The sequence below is a fragment of the Microvirga sp. 2MCAF35 genome (assembly GCF_052115545.1).
GTDB lineage: Bacteria > Pseudomonadota > Alphaproteobacteria > Rhizobiales > Beijerinckiaceae > Microvirga.
The window spans coordinates 1-13850 of sequence record NZ_JBFRGW010000028.1 but is presented as its reverse complement, the minus strand read 5'-3'; the positions used below and the strand labels follow the sequence as shown (position 1 = coordinate 13850).

The window sequence follows — 13850 nt, the reverse complement described above, 5'->3', positions numbered from 1 at the left end:
CCGAAACTGATATTTCGCTGACATGGTCCATCAGGTTCGCATGCCCGGTTCCGTTCAGATTGTCCTGGCATCGGCGCCGATCTTTCGCGCCGGATGAACGGAGGAAAGCAATGTTCAAGTCAATCAAGAGCGGACCGAGCGTGATGGTCCTGGGTGCAGTTCTGGCGTCCCTGACGGCCGCAGCCATTCCGGCGGCTGTCGCAAGCGCCTATTTGTCACCGGCACTGGCTCGTGGTGGCGATGGCGGCGGTCGCGGCGGAGACGACAGCGGCGGTCGTGGCGGCCGTGGGGGCGACGACCACGGCGGCGCTAAAAGCGGAGACGATAGCGGCGGGCGCGGCCGGAGCAACGATGACGGCGGCAACCGCGGCGGCAATTCCGGGCGCGGCCGTGGCGCAGATGACGGCCCGACCCGGAGCCGCGACGACAATGGGCGCAATCACAGCCGGGCCGACGACAACTCCCGGACAAGGACCCAGGATCAGCACCAGACCCGGACCCGGACGCGTGGGGCGGACGATCTCGCCGAAATGCGGCGGGTGCGGGGACGCGGCGCGGATGACGCCGGCGCTCTGGACGATAACGGCGGGCGCCTGGATCGCGACAGGCGTTTCGAGCCCGGAGATGATCGCCGGGTCAATGGCCAATAGGAGAGCCGTTTAGGAGAGCCGTTCTTTCGCCGGCCATGGGAGGCTTTCACTCCCATGGCCGGCTCGATCAGACAAACGGTGAGGGTACGATCACCCTGAGACGCGCCTCTTTCGCAAGAACCGCGTGAAGTCGAATGTCGTGAGCAGGCCAAGCGTGCAGATCCCGATCCCCAGGATCTCGAAGAAACTCGGCCATTCGTTCAGAAGTGGGATCGCGAGCAGAAGCGCCCCGGATGGAACCAGGGCTGGAAAGAGCGCCGCTTCCCCTGATCCAATTCGGGCGACCGCCTTGGCGATGGCGACAGGTGCCAGGCACCCGCCCAATAGGCCCTGGAAGAATGCCTGAACCAGCCAGACGTCCAGCGATACGGCGCTGTCGTGATGCCGAGCCAGAAAGAACGGAAGAAAGGCGAACACCGACAGAATGGAGACCTGACCGATGCCTGCAACCGGATCCACCTTCCAGCGGCCGAGAAGATACGTGAACGTACCCCAGAGCGATCCTGCTCCAAGGAAGCACAGGTCTCCAAGCCAGACATGAGTTCCCGGTTGGGATGCCTGAGTGTGCTGGGCCGATGCAATGAGCAGCAATCCGGCGATGAGAACCATCATGCCCAACGCACGAAGAGTGGGCGGGCGTTTCCCATCAAGCCACCATGCGAGCGCATTGGCGCTCATCATCGTCGCGCCTGCGGTCAGCACCACTGCGTGAGATAAAGGTGCAAGCCCAAAGGCTGTGTTGATGAGCAGGCCGAAGAGAGGGCCTGCCAGAAGAGTGAGCGAGAGAAGCTTTCCCCATCCCAGCCCATATGTCCTGCGGCGGGATAGCACCAATGGCATCAACAATAGGGCCGCGACACCGAATCGAAGCATCGACATGTCCATGGGGGCAAGGCCGTCCATCCTCCCAAGCCTTGAGCCCACATTGTAGCCCGTCCAAGCCAGAGCGGCGGTCAGCCCCCAAAGAACGCCGATGGGGACCGATGCCCGCGCCCTTGCCTGGAGTTCGGTCTTTTGAGCAAGGGACATGCCACACATCCTTCCAGATGCTCATGCAAACCAGACGCATCCGGAAGCGGCTGAGCGGCTATCCGCACGAGCGAGATAGTCCTCTCGTGCGGTTGGTATCCTTACCCCTGGAGCTGAGCCCACATGTCGCGGTCGCGTTCGGCGGTCCAGATGACGGGATGGTCGATGCCCGAGGCTTCGTCGAAGGCACGCGAGACGTTGAACGGCAGGCAATGCTCGTAGATGGCGAAATTGCCGAATTTCGGGTCCATCACCTCGCGTGTGGCGGCGAAGGTTTCCTTCAGGGAGCGCCCGCGCGCCACCGACAGTTCGGCCGCGCCATAGAGCGTGTTGACGAAGTCGCGTGTCATGGCCACGGCCTCGCGCACCGCCTGATCACCCTGCAGCGCATCGCCCCGCCCCGGCGCAATGGCCTTGGGCTGGAAGTCGAGGATGGAATCGAGGGTCTGGGGCCATTCGCGCAGGTGGGCGTCGCCGCAATAGCAAGCCGAGTGATACTCCACCAGATCGCCGGTGAACATCACATCCGCATCCGGCACCCAGGCGACGATATCGCCCGCAGTGTGGCCGGCGCCGAGATGGAACAACTTGACCTCGCGCTTGCCCAAGAAAACCGACATGCCGCTTTCGAAGGTCAGAGTCGGCCAGGTCAGGCCCTCCGGGATGCTGCTCTCACCACGGAACAGACGCGGGAAGCGGCCGATCTCGGAGGCCTTGTCCTGCTCGCCGCGCTCGACGATGAGATCGTAAGTCGTGTTCGAGGCTATGATGCCCTGTGCCTGGTAGGCGGAGGCGCCGAGCACCCGCACCGCATGGTAGTGGGAGAGCACCACATACTTGATCGGTTTGTCGGTGACGGTGCGCACGCGGGCGATCACGTCCTCGGCCATGGCGGGCGTCGCCTGGGCATCGATGACCATGCAGCCGTCGTCGCCGACGATGATGCCGGAATTGGGATCGCCTTCGGCCGTGTAGGCATAAAGATCCGGCCCGATCTCGGTGAAGGAGACCGTCTTGGCGGCCGTGTCTCCCGTCGAGGCAAAAGTTTTGGCAGTCATTGTCCTGTTTCTCCCAGCTGATGGTGGCCGGAGCCTGTCAGACTCCTGACGCTGTTGTCGGCAAACTTGAGCTTCTCCATGAGAGGTGCCCGCTTTGCGAGCCAGGGCCCATGCTGGATCGGCCAGTCCTCGAACCCATGATCGTGGCCGAGCGCGTGAGCCGCATGGTGGGGCCAGTAGGGATCGTAAAGAGCCTGTCGGCCAATGGCAATCAGATCCGCCTTGCCGTCCCGGAGGATCGATTCCGCCTGATGGCCGTCGAGAATGACGCCGACGGCCTGGGTCCTGACATTCGCCTCGCAGCGAATGCGCTCTGAGAATGGAACCTGAAAGCCAAGTCCCCGCGGAACATTCATGTTGCGCGTCTCGTCCGAGAGCCCGCCGGAGGAGCAATCGATCACATCCACGCCGATGGCCTTAAGCTCCCGCGCAAACACGACGGAATCGTCCATGCCCCACCCGTCTTCGGTTCCGTCGACAGCCGAGATGCGTACGAAGAGCGGCTTTTCCTTCGGCCACACGGCGCGAATGTCGGCTGCGATTTCGAGGCCGAGCCGCATGCGATTCTCGCGCGATCCGCCATATTCATCATCACGGCGATTGGACTGCGGCGAGAGAAAAGATGCGACGAGATAACCATGTCCGAAATGCAGTTCAAGGACGTCGAATCCGGCCTGCTCCGCCCGTTCGGCTGCATCGACGAACATCTGGCGGGTGCGGGTGATCTCGTCCACGCTCAAGGCATCCGGCACGGACCATTCGGGTCCGGCTGCGATCGCGCTCGGGCCGACCCTTCGCCACGGCTCGCCGGTCTCACGTAGCTGCTCCATTGTGAACGCTCTGCCGCCCTCCCACAGGGCCTGCGAGCCTGCCTTTCGCCCCGCATGAGCGAGCTGCACGCCGATGGCAGCGCCGTTCTGGTGAACGAAGTCGACGATGGCCCTGAAGGGAGCAATCTGCTCGTCAGCCCACAGGCCGACATCCCGCACCCCGATCCTCGCGTTCTGCTCGACGGCCGTGCTCTCGACGAAGATCAATCCTGCTCCCCCTAAGGCGAACTTGCCGAGATGGACCAGATGCCATGCCCCAGCCAGCCCCTGTTCGGCCGAATGCTGGCACATGGGCGAGATGACGACGCGGTTCTTGAGTGTGAGCCCCCGGATCGTCAGGGGCTCGAAGAGCCGCGGCTGTTGGCGCGCCGGATTCATTGCTCACTCTCCAGAACGATGGATAAGCGCCTTCATGGTCGCGCCTCAAGCCGCCGGACGGCTTGCGTTTGACACAGCGTTGGCGCCAGCACCGGCGAGATGCCGCCCTGCGATGAAGCCGAAGGTCATGGCCGGCCCAAGAGTGATGCCACCGCCCGGGTAATTGCCGCCCATGATGCTCGCCATGTCGTTGCCGGCGGCATAGAGGCCCGGGATAGCATTTCCGCTCTCGTCGATTACCCGCGCATCGGCATCGGTGCGCAGTCCTGCGAAAGTTCCGAGATCGCCGGGCACGACCTTCACCGCATAGAAGGGACCGTTTTCGATCGGACCGACGCACGGGTTAGGCTTGTGATCCGGATCGCCAAGATAGCGGTTATACGCAGTGCTGCCGCGCTTGAACTGCGGATCCTCGCCCTGGCGCGCGTCGCGATTATACGTCTCGATCGTCTGCTCGAACGCGGCGGCGTCGATGCCGAGCTTCTCCGCCAGTTCGCGCAGGGTGCGCCCCTTCACCAGATAGCCGTTCTGCAAAGCGGGCGTCAGAGGCACCGGGAACGGCTTCACGAAGCCGAGGCCGTAGCGGCGGATCGTCGGATGATCGACGATGAGCCAGGCTGCTTTTTCCGGGTTGTCGCCGCAGGCATTGACCATGGCCTGCACGAAATCGTGGTAAGAATTCGCCTCATTCGTGAAGCGCTTGCCGTTCTTCGTCACGGCGATGACGCCAGGCTTGCCGCGGTCGATGAAATGCGGGAACGGTCCTGAGGTGCCGTCCCGGCGCGGAACGAGCGAAACGGGAACCCAGGCAGCCGCATTGGGAAGTCCTTCGATTGCTTTTCCTCCGACCCGCTCGCCCAGACGGATGCCATCGCCCGTATTGCCGGGAGGGGCTGGCGACCAATGCTCGGCCCCCGTCGGCGCATGCGGGAACAACTCTTTCCGGCGCAGCATGTCCTGCGGAAAGCCGCCCGCCGCCAGCACCACGCCTCGACGGGTGCGGACTTCGGTAATGCCATCCTCGGTCTGTACGAAAGCGCCCTTCACGGCACCGTCTTCGACGATCAGATCTTTCACAGGCGAAGAGGTCCAGATCGGAATGTTCTGATCCAATGCAGACTTGGCGAGCCGACCGATAAGCGCATTGCCGTTCGTCAATCGCATCGCGCGACCGTGGGAGACAAGATCGCGGCCATACTTCGCCAGAAGAACGCCCACATAGGCGGCCGATTTGACGGAGCGTGTCACGTTGAAGAAGTGCAGTAGCTCCTTGCCCGATCCGATCATCATACCGAGGAACGTGATCTCCTTCAGCGGGGGCCGGAGACGCGCGATCTCCTTGCCGAGCTTGCGCCCATCGTAAGGCGTCGCCACGACGGAGCGTCCGCCGGGCATGCCGCCCGGAGCATCCGGATGATAGTCGGAGAAGGCCGGGCCGAGGGTGAAATCCATCTCGGTCTTTTCCTGGAAGAAATCGACCATCTTCGGACCGTTGTCGAGGAAGGCATCGACGCGAGCGGCATCGAAGTGATTGCCGGCCTCATGCTGAAGATAGGTGCGGGCCGCCTCGCGGGAATCCTTGAAGCCCTCACGTTTCGCCAGCGGATTGCAGGGGATCCACATCCACCCGCCGGAGCGAGCGGTCGTTCCACCGAAAACAGGTTCTTTTTCCGTGATGATCACGTCGAGGCCGTAAAGCCGGGCCGTCAGCGCGGTTGCAAAACCGCCGGCGCCGGACCCGACAACCAGAACATCGCACGTGACAGTCTTCGTCGGCTTCATGGCGTTCCTCATATCTCGCCCCGCTCTCTCGTCCGATGAGCGCTTCTGCTTCTGCATTCGGTATTTGCGAATGCGTTCGTTATATTTGTTTTAGACGAATGCATTCGCTATTTCAAGACGATTTCGAGTGCCCTCTTGGACGCTGGAACTGCCCGGTTCGTCAGATCACTTCATGCGTTTCGACGAGGAACGTCGTGATTTCCTCGATGAAGCTGAGCGCATGTGTCTGCGAGACGTTCGCCGCTGGAGAGCGAAACGCCGCTTCGATATCGGCGACGGAGCGGAACCACATTTCCACCATGCCGTCGATGGGAAGCGCCTCGTCGGAAGCGGGCTGCCCCAAACCGGCGCTGCGGTCGGCGACGAGGTTCTGGGTGTAGCCCATGAGGTTTGGAAACTTCTTCACCGCGTCGGCATGAAAGCCCCACCATTCCGACTTGAACTGCTCTGGCGTGAGGCCACGCTTGCGCGTCAGGATCGACATGCGCTTGACGAGCGGCCCTGCTGCGGCGTTGACGGGCACGACGACGTTCTGCTCGGCCGTGATCAAACCTGTTTCGCCGACGAAGCGCACATGGTCCTGAGCAACCTCGCGATAGGCCTCGGATGAGATCGCCCGATGCATGTCGTCGATGCTGTCGAACCACAGTTCCGAGATGCCGTCGATCACCCAGGTCCCTCTGGCATGATCGATTGCAAGCTGACGACTATCGACGATGTGGTTCTGATGATAGCGCCTCAAGCCCGGCAGGCGTGCCGCCAGGGGTCCATGCACGTTCCGCCAATGATTGCGGAATTCTTCGACGCTTAAGCCCGGCTTGCGGGTCAGAAGTCCCATGCGAACGATCATGACGCTCTCCTCAGACGGCGAGATAGCCGCCGTCGACCACGAGCGTCGTGCCCGTCACGTAGGTCGACATGTCGGATGCCAGAAAAACTGTCGGGCCGATCAGTTCCTCGGGCTCGCCGAAGCGGCCGAGCGGAATACGCGCCAGGAAGCGCTCCGCGCGCTCGGGATTGGTGCGCGTGGCTTCCGTCATCGGCGTGTTGAGCGTGCCTGGCGCAATCGCATTCACGCGGACACCATCCTTGGCCAGTTCCTGCGCGAGGTTCTGGGTCAGCATGCGCACGGCAGCCTTCGAGGTCGAATAGCTGATCGATGTGGATGTGGACACGAAGGATGCAATCGATGCCATGTTGATGACGGTTCCTTTCGTCGCCCGCAGGGCAGCAACGAATGCCAGCGTCACATTGAGCGTGCCGTCGAGATTGACCTGCATCGCAGCATCCCAGGAGCGGCGCACGTCAGGGCTGTCGATGGTGTTGCGCGGGCATATGCCCGCATTGTTGACGAGAACCGAGACCTGACCGATGGAAGCCTCGACCTCGCGCGCCAGTGCATTGCAGGCCTCCGCATCGGCCACGTTGAGCGTATAGGACCAAGCCTCGCCGCCCGTCTGGACAATGCCTTCAGCCGTCTGCTTGGCCGCATCGCCATTCAGATCGGTCACGATGACCCGGGCTCCTTCCGCGGCGAGCCCGCGCGCAATGGCGGCACCATTTCCCTGACCGGCACCGGTGACAAGTGCGATACGCCCTTCGAGCAACATCTGCTTCGGCTCCCTGATTGTGATTGATGCATTGCCCGAGCATGACTCATCGGGCCTTGGATCAAGATAATCATATGACGAACGCATTCGCAAATAGCGAATAGTCGTAGATCGACACATGCTGCAAGCAAGATCGCAACGCGGACGATCGCGCTCCGCGCAGCAGAGCGTGCGACACCAAAGGAAACGAACGTAAAACGATTACGCGCGGCGCCGACGCTTGGCGACAGGTGCCACGACGACCTCGGCTCCTTCCTGCGAAGAAGTCTCGCTGTCCGCGTGCGGCGCATAGCCAAGCTGAGCCGAAAGCTTTCGAGTAAAGATCAGCAACGCCTTTGCATCGGCGCTCTTGGGACCGATGTCGAGAACGCCCGTGGGCCCGATCAACGTGATCGCGAGCTGCATCTGTCCGCTGTAATCGAAGACGGGAGCCGCAATGCCGTTGATGCCGGTGACAGGCTTGCTCTCGGTGGTCGCATAGCCAAGCCGTCTGGCTGTTGCCACTTCGGCTTCCAGCTCCTTGCGCGAGGTCGATGCGCCGACGCCTTGGATGCGAGCGCCCTTGCGGAGTTCCTCGGCCAATTGCGCCTCGATGATCTTCGGAGGCATGAATGCGGCGAAAACCTTGCCCGTCGCCGTTCCGGTAATCGAGAAGACGGTTCCGGTCCGCACGTTCACGTGGACCTGATCGCTGCCTTCCTGAACCTGGACGATGGTGGCGCCGTGGGTTCCCCACACGGCGATCGTCACCATGAGGCCGACCTCTTCGGCGAATTCGACAACCGCCTGTGCGGCGAGACGCAGCGGGTCGAAGCTTCGCAGGCGCGCGATACCGAGTTGAAGAGCAAAGGGGCCGAGCTGATACCGCCCGCTCGCCCCGTCCTGCTCGACGAGTTCCAGTTTGCGGAAGCTGACGAGATAGGCATGTGCCTGAGCCGGTGCGACATCCGCCAGAGTGGCCAGCTCGCGCAGCATCAAGGGCTTTCCGGCCTTGACCATGGCCGCAAGGATCCTTCCCCCGACTTCGACCGATTGTACGCCGCGTCCCTCGATACTCATCGTTCAATCCAATCTTCCCGAAAGCCGCGGCATCACGCCGTGCCGTGGGATACCCCGAGATAGGCCGCGCGGACCTTCGGATCGTGAAGGAGCTGCTGCCCTGTCCCGGACAATGTCACATTGCCGGTCTCAAGAACATAGGCCCTGTCCGCGATGGCCAGCGCCATATTGGCCATCTGCTCCACAAGCAGGATCGTGATGCCCGAGCGGCGCAGGGACACGATGATGTCGAAGATTTCCTGGATGATCTTCGGCGCGAGGCCCAATGAAGGCTCGTCGAGCAGGAGGAGCCGGGGCTTGCCCATGAGGGCGCGTGCGATGGCGAGCATCTGCTGCTCACCCCCGGACAGGGTCACGGCCAGCTGGTCACGGCGCTCGCGCAGGCGTGGGAACAGCTTGAACTGCTCCTCGACTTCCGCCTCCAGGGCCTCGTTGGAGAGCCGCCGGAAATAGGCCCCGAGGGTCAGGTTGTCGTAGACAGACTGGTCCGGGAAAACCTGCCTGCCCTCCGGCGACAGGGCGATGCCGCGCGCGACCCTGCGATGGGGCGGAAGCCTGGTGACATCTTCCTTTTCGAAGAGAATCTGCCCGGAACTGACCGGCATCAGTCCGGCAATTCCTTTCAGCAAGGTGCTCTTTCCGGCCCCGTTGCCGCCCACGATGGCGACGACCTCGCCAGCCTCGACTTCGATGGTGGCTTTGCGGACCGCCGAGATCGGCCCGTAGGCGAGATGAACGTCCTGAATTTTCAGCATTGTCGCTCTCCTGGCCTTAAGCAGCCTCGGTGGAGGTGCCGAGATAGGCCTCCATGACGCGCGGATCGGCTTGGATCTTGGCCGGTGTGCCTTCGGCGATCTTCTGGCCGTAATCGAGCACGATCACGTGATCCGAGATGGACATGACCAGATCCATGTGATGCTCGATCAGCAGGATCGTGATCCCCTCGTCGCGAATGCGTACGAGCAATTGCCCCAGTTCCGCCGTCTCTTGGGGATTCAGGCCTGCGGCCGGTTCGTCGAGCAGGAGAAGAAACGGCTCGGACGCGAGAGCCCGCGCCAGCTCGACCCGGCGCTGGAGGCCGTAAGCCAGGCTTCCGGCCGGCGTCCCGGCATAGTGGGATAGGCCGGTGAAGGCCAAGATGTCGTTCACCTTGCGCAGTGCCCGGGCCTCTTCCTGCCAGGCCTTGGGAAGGCCCAGGAGCGACGCGACGAAGCCGTTCCGCATCCGGGAATGCTGACCGAGCAGCACGTTCTCACGCACGGACAGATCCTTGAACAGCCTCAGGTTCTGGAAGGTCCGGGCGATGCCCTGGTCGCAGATCCCATGGACGGATTGCTGAGTGATCTCGCCTCCCAGGAAAGTCACCTTGCCCTGATCCGGGCGGATGATCCCGGTGAGCATATTGATGAAGGTGCTCTTGCCCGCCCCGTTCGGGCCGATCAAGGCATGGATATGGCCTTCCGTCAGGTTGACGGAGACATCCCTTGCCGGAACGACGCCGCCGAAGGCCTTGTTGAGCTTGTCGGCTGTCAGAAGGCTTCCCGCTCCTGCCCGAGACAGGGCCCTTGTCGGCAGCCTGGGGGCAACCATACCTTGCGCTGTTCCGGCATCTGCGCTCGCGCTGCGAACCAGCCCGGTCTTGTGGAAGAGCGATCCGAATACACCTGCGAGACCCTTGGGCATGGCGTAGAGGGCGAACAGCAGCAGAGCGCCATTGACGAAATGCTCGATCCAGGACCAGCGCGCCACGAGGGCCCCGATGATCACGAGCGTCACGGATCCGAGCAGTGGCCCATAGAGCGATCCGCTTCCGCCGAACAGCACCAGCAGGAGGATGAAGACCGACAGGTGGAAGTTGATGAAGTCGGAGTTGATGTATTGGTTCTGCTGCGCCACCAGCGCACCCGCAAGGCCGCAGGTCACGGCCGCGATAACGAAGGCCAGCACCTTGTAGCGATACACCGCGACGCCGACCGCTCCGGCGGCCACCTCGTCGGCCTGGAGGGACAGAAAGGCGCGCCCGAACCGCCCGCGAAGCAGATTGCGGAGCAGAAGGTGAGCCGCGAGGCACAGGAGCAACCCGAACCAGACCCACTGCACCATCGTGAACGGCGTGCCGCCGATGTTCAGCGGCTGGATGGAGTAGATGCCCATGGCACCGCCGAAAACGTCGGAGCCTTCCGTCACCACCTTTTCGATGACGATGCCGAAGGCCAAGGTCACCATGGCAAGACTCGGCCCTTTCACCCGTAGGGACGGCACGGCGATCAGGATGCCGAAGACCCCAGAGACGAAGCAGGCGAGCAGCAGCGACAGCCAGGGACCGACCTCGTAGCGCGTGGTCAGGAGCGCAACCGCATAGGCTCCCGCAGCGAAGAGGCCGGCTTGGCCGAGGGATTTCTGCCCCGCGAATCCCAGCAGCACGTTCATGCCCGCGGCACAGAGGAAATAGATGCAGATCATGAAGAGCGTGCGCAGGTAGAACTCGTTCTCGATGAACGATGCGCCGACCGCGAGAGCCGCAACGAGGACGATGGATCCGATGACGTGGCGCATGCGCTTTAAACCTTGTCGACGGCAGCCCGGCCGAAGAGGCCCGCCGGGCGGAATGCCAGAACCAGGATGATCAGTCCGAAGACGACGATCTCGCGCCACTGCGCCTGCCAGAGGCCGACGGCGGATTCGAGAACGCCCAGGATGAAGCCGCCATAGATGCAGCCGCGCGGGTTGTTCAATCCGCCGATGATTGCACCGGAGAAGGCCTTGAGGGCAAAACCCATGCCCATGAAAAGCGACGCCGAGGCAATCGGCGCGATCAGGACGCCGGCCACGCCCGCAAGGCCGCTCGACAGGGCGAACGCGCCGATCATGACCAGGTTGACGTTGATGCCCATGAGGCTCGCGGTCTGCGGCGAATGCGCGACGGCCATCATGGCCTTGCCGATGCGCGTGCGGCGCATGACGAGATCGAGCGCGATCATGATCAGAATGGCGCAGGCGAGCACGAGCAGTTCCTGAGGACGGACGCCCGCTCCGGCGATGCGCAGCACGTCATCGCCCAGCGGGGACGGCACCATGACGGGAGCAGGGCCCCAGATGGCGAGGCCGACGCTCTGCAGGATCACGCCGAAACCGATGGTGCTCATCACCCAGTTCATGCCGCCCTTTCCGGCAAAGGGGCGCACGGCGAGGACGAAGATGAGAATGCCCATGACGCCCGCCACCACGCCGGCGCCGACGAGCGCCGCGGGATAGCGCCAGGCGGCGGCCGCTTCACCGGGAACGGCCGTTGTCGTTCCGGCGAGGCCGGACAGCAGCAGGAGCATCGTGACACCGATGAACGCGCCGAACGAGATGAACTCGCCCTGTGCGAAGTTGAGCGTCTTCGTGGTCGTGAAGGTGATGCTGAAGCCGAGGGCGATCAGGGCATAGACCCCACCGACGGCGAGGCCGCTCAGGAGAGTCTGGAGATATACGTCCAGCATGGCGCGTTCCAACGGTGCAAGGTGTCAGGCCTGCCGCTCATGGCCGGAAGGCCCGGTATATTGTCCGGCGAAGCGGAACCGGTTCGCCGTCGGGAATACGGCCGATCCAGAGGAGACGGTCCCGCTCACGCGGAACCATCTCTCTTGGATATCGGCTTACTGCGTGAAGTCCGAAGGCTTCAGGGCCTTCACCACGTCGTCGCTGTAGGAGACGAGCTTGCCGTCCTTCCAGTGTGTCCAGCGGTAGTCGGAAGCGGTCAGCGCCTCGTGCTCGGTCGCGGAAAACGGCTTGTTGTAGGTCTTCATAATGCCGTCGACCGGTGCCTGAAGATTCTCGAGCGCCTCGCGCATCTTCGGCCCTTCGGTGCTGCCCGCCTGCTTGATGGCAGCCGCCGCGATCATCGTTGCGTCATAGCAATGCGCCGCGAAGCTGAAGGCACTCTTCGAGGTCAGCTTGGGACCAAGGCGGTCGTAGAGCTGCTGCTGCTTCGGCGTACGATCCTCCGTGATCGTGCGCATGAAGATCGGCTTCTCGGCGAGGGTCTTTCCGGCCGTGTCGTAGAAGCTCGCATTGTCCGATGACCAGGAGGTCAGCGTCACGGGGAAGTAGTTGATCTTCTCCATGCTGCGCACGAGCTGGCCGATGGGAGTGCCCTGCGCCCAAACGAGGACCGTATCGACGCCGGCAGCCTTCATCTTGTTGAGCTGCGAGGTCATGTCGGTGTCGTTGACGCCGAACTTCTCGGTCGCGACCGGCTTCAGCCCCTTGGCTTCGCCGAGTTCCTGAAGATCCTTCAAACCGCCCTGGCCATAGCCCGTCGTCTCGACGAGGAAGCCGACATTCTTGGTGGACGGATTGTTCTTCGCATAGGCGATGAGGCCTGCAACCTGCGCACGGTCGACCATCGACACGCGGTACATGTAGTTATCGCCGCCGGCAGCCTTCGTGATATCCGTCGCCGAGCCGATGCAGCCGATGGACGGGTTCTTCTTCTGGTTGGGAATGTGCTTCCAGGCCAGCGCGTTGCCCGAATTGGTCGGGCCGAGAACCGTGACCACCTTCTCGTTGTCGATCAGGTCGCTCATGTTCTGGATCGATTTGGGCGGCTGCGAGAGATCGTCGCGAACCACGAGCGCCAGCTTGCGGCCGAGAATGCCGCCGGCGGCGTTGATGTCTTCGATCGCGGCCTGGATGCCGAGCACGCCGGCCTGTCCGCTCTGGGCGGACGGCGAAGCCGACAGATCGCCATTGAAGCCGATCTTGATCTCCTGAGCATAGCCTACGGTCGAGATGGTGAGCGCGGTTCCGAGAAGAGCCGCTTTCAGCGCTGCGGATGTTGGCGTCATGGTGTTCCTTCCCTCAAGGGGTTCGATTTCTGCTGCGGATGCAACGCCAGTCGAGCGTCGCCCGCTCAAGTTTTTTCAGCATGGCAAGAGCCTGCCGGGTATCGAAAGTCGAACGGAAGGGAGGAGCGGCGCGGAGTTCTTCCCGCGGGGCCGGACGCGACGTCTCGAGCGTCGCAATTCACGGCATCAGGACGCTTCTCTCCTTCTGCGTTTTCATGGCCGCTCTTGTGTCAGAGCTTGCTCATAGTGGTATCTCACAGCGAACGCGTTTGCAATAGACGAATGCCCGACTTTAGTCGCGTCTTCGTCGAACCTGTGCCGTTTGGTGAGAGCTCTGCCCGTCGCTGCCGGCCTCATGCCGGGCATCCGCACCTTGGCAGCATTGTGGTTCCCAAGACGTGGATCGATCGGATCACGTCCGGCCATGACGCGGCGGGTGCTGGTCCGGGCTCGGGTGCAGGATGGGGCACCATCACCTCGCCGCTGTCCTTCCCGCGCAAGCGGGAATCCAGAGCCGCGGAGAGTTCAGGAAGAAGCGAGCCGCGTCGTACTTCGTTCGGCATCGTCGCGGCTCTGGATCCCGGATCTGCGCTGACGCTTCGTCCGGGATGACGGGAAATAT

12 protein-coding genes are annotated in these 13850 nt (G+C 62.8%); all 12 read right to left on the bottom strand.

Going from position 1 to position 13850, the window contains the following annotated elements; genetic code table 11:
* Positions 1-215: 215 nt before the first annotated feature.
* On the bottom strand, positions 216-647 hold the full coding sequence (locus tag AB4097_RS14700) for a hypothetical protein (RefSeq protein ID WP_442040789.1): 432 nt from the start codon (positions 645-647) through the stop codon (positions 216-218).
* 93 nt (positions 648-740) lie between these two features.
* Positions 741-1679, bottom strand: a complete 939-nt coding sequence (locus AB4097_RS14695) for a DMT family transporter (protein ID WP_442040787.1) — start codon at positions 1677-1679, stop codon at positions 741-743.
* Between the two features lie 101 nt (positions 1680-1780).
* On the bottom strand, positions 1781-2737 hold the full coding sequence (locus AB4097_RS14690; protein ID WP_442040785.1) for an MBL fold metallo-hydrolase: 957 nt from the start codon (positions 2735-2737) through the stop codon (positions 1781-1783).
* Positions 2734-3945 (bottom strand): NADH:flavin oxidoreductase/NADH oxidase, encoded by a 1212-nt coding sequence (locus tag AB4097_RS14685; RefSeq protein WP_442040783.1) that lies wholly within the window; start codon positions 3943-3945, stop codon positions 2734-2736. Before AB4097_RS14685 ends, AB4097_RS14690 begins: the two co-directional genes overlap by 4 nt.
* A 45-nt stretch (positions 3946-3990) precedes the next feature.
* On the bottom strand, positions 3991-5727 hold the full coding sequence (locus AB4097_RS14680; protein ID WP_442040781.1) for an FAD-dependent oxidoreductase: 1737 nt from the start codon (positions 5725-5727) through the stop codon (positions 3991-3993).
* A gap of 160 nt (positions 5728-5887) precedes the next feature.
* On the bottom strand, positions 5888-6577 hold the full coding sequence (locus tag AB4097_RS14675; protein ID WP_442040779.1) for an EthD domain-containing protein: 690 nt from the start codon (positions 6575-6577) through the stop codon (positions 5888-5890).
* Positions 6578-6587: 10 nt separating this feature from the next.
* Entirely contained in the window at positions 6588-7337 is a 750-nt protein-coding gene (locus tag AB4097_RS14670) for an SDR family NAD(P)-dependent oxidoreductase (RefSeq protein ID WP_442040776.1), read from the bottom strand.
* A gap of 201 nt (positions 7338-7538) precedes the next feature.
* Complete coding sequence (locus tag AB4097_RS14665) at positions 7539-8396, bottom strand: IclR family transcriptional regulator (protein ID WP_442040774.1); 858 nt, start codon at positions 8394-8396, stop codon at positions 7539-7541.
* A gap of 32 nt (positions 8397-8428) precedes the next feature.
* On the bottom strand, positions 8429-9151 hold the full coding sequence (locus AB4097_RS14660; RefSeq protein ID WP_442040772.1) for an ABC transporter ATP-binding protein: 723 nt from the start codon (positions 9149-9151) through the stop codon (positions 8429-8431).
* A gap of 16 nt (positions 9152-9167) precedes the next feature.
* Positions 9168-10952: a branched-chain amino acid ABC transporter ATP-binding protein/permease gene (locus AB4097_RS14655; RefSeq protein ID WP_442040770.1), complete on the bottom strand. Its 1785-nt coding sequence runs from the start codon at positions 10950-10952 to the stop codon at positions 9168-9170.
* A gap of 5 nt (positions 10953-10957) precedes the next feature.
* Positions 10958-11881: a branched-chain amino acid ABC transporter permease gene (locus AB4097_RS14650; protein WP_442040768.1), complete on the bottom strand. Its 924-nt coding sequence runs from the start codon at positions 11879-11881 to the stop codon at positions 10958-10960.
* 156 nt (positions 11882-12037) lie between these two features.
* Positions 12038-13228: an ABC transporter substrate-binding protein gene (locus tag AB4097_RS14645; protein WP_442040765.1), complete on the bottom strand. Its 1191-nt coding sequence runs from the start codon at positions 13226-13228 to the stop codon at positions 12038-12040.
* Between the last annotated feature and the right edge of the window lie 622 nt (positions 13229-13850).

What these genes read in the sequence shown, in the direction of transcription:
- AB4097_RS14695 (WP_442040787.1), bottom strand. Translation starts at nt 1,679, where the DNA reads ATGTCCCTTGCTCAAAAGACCGAACTCCAGGCAAGGGCGCGGGCATCG.
- AB4097_RS14690 (WP_442040785.1), bottom strand. Translation starts at nt 2,737, where the DNA reads ATGACTGCCAAAACTTTTGCCTCGACGGGAGACACGGCCGCCAAGACG.
- AB4097_RS14685 (WP_442040783.1), bottom strand. Translation starts at nt 3,945, where the DNA reads ATGAATCCGGCGCGCCAACAGCCGCGGCTCTTCGAGCCCCTGACGATC.
- AB4097_RS14680 (WP_442040781.1), bottom strand. Translation starts at nt 5,727, where the DNA reads ATGAAGCCGACGAAGACTGTCACGTGCGATGTTCTGGTTGTCGGGTCC.
- AB4097_RS14675 (WP_442040779.1), bottom strand. Translation starts at nt 6,577, where the DNA reads ATGATCGTTCGCATGGGACTTCTGACCCGCAAGCCGGGCTTAAGCGTC.
- AB4097_RS14670 (WP_442040776.1), bottom strand. Translation starts at nt 7,337, where the DNA reads ATGTTGCTCGAAGGGCGTATCGCACTTGTCACCGGTGCCGGTCAGGGA.
- AB4097_RS14665 (WP_442040774.1), bottom strand. Translation starts at nt 8,396, where the DNA reads ATGAGTATCGAGGGACGCGGCGTACAATCGGTCGAAGTCGGGGGAAGG.
- AB4097_RS14660 (WP_442040772.1), bottom strand. Translation starts at nt 9,151, where the DNA reads ATGCTGAAAATTCAGGACGTTCATCTCGCCTACGGGCCGATCTCGGCG.
- AB4097_RS14655 (WP_442040770.1), bottom strand. Translation starts at nt 10,952, where the DNA reads ATGCGCCACGTCATCGGATCCATCGTCCTCGTTGCGGCTCTCGCGGTC.
- AB4097_RS14650 (WP_442040768.1), bottom strand. Translation starts at nt 11,881, where the DNA reads ATGCTGGACGTATATCTCCAGACTCTCCTGAGCGGCCTCGCCGTCGGT.
- AB4097_RS14645 (WP_442040765.1), bottom strand. Translation starts at nt 13,228, where the DNA reads ATGACGCCAACATCCGCAGCGCTGAAAGCGGCTCTTCTCGGAACCGCG.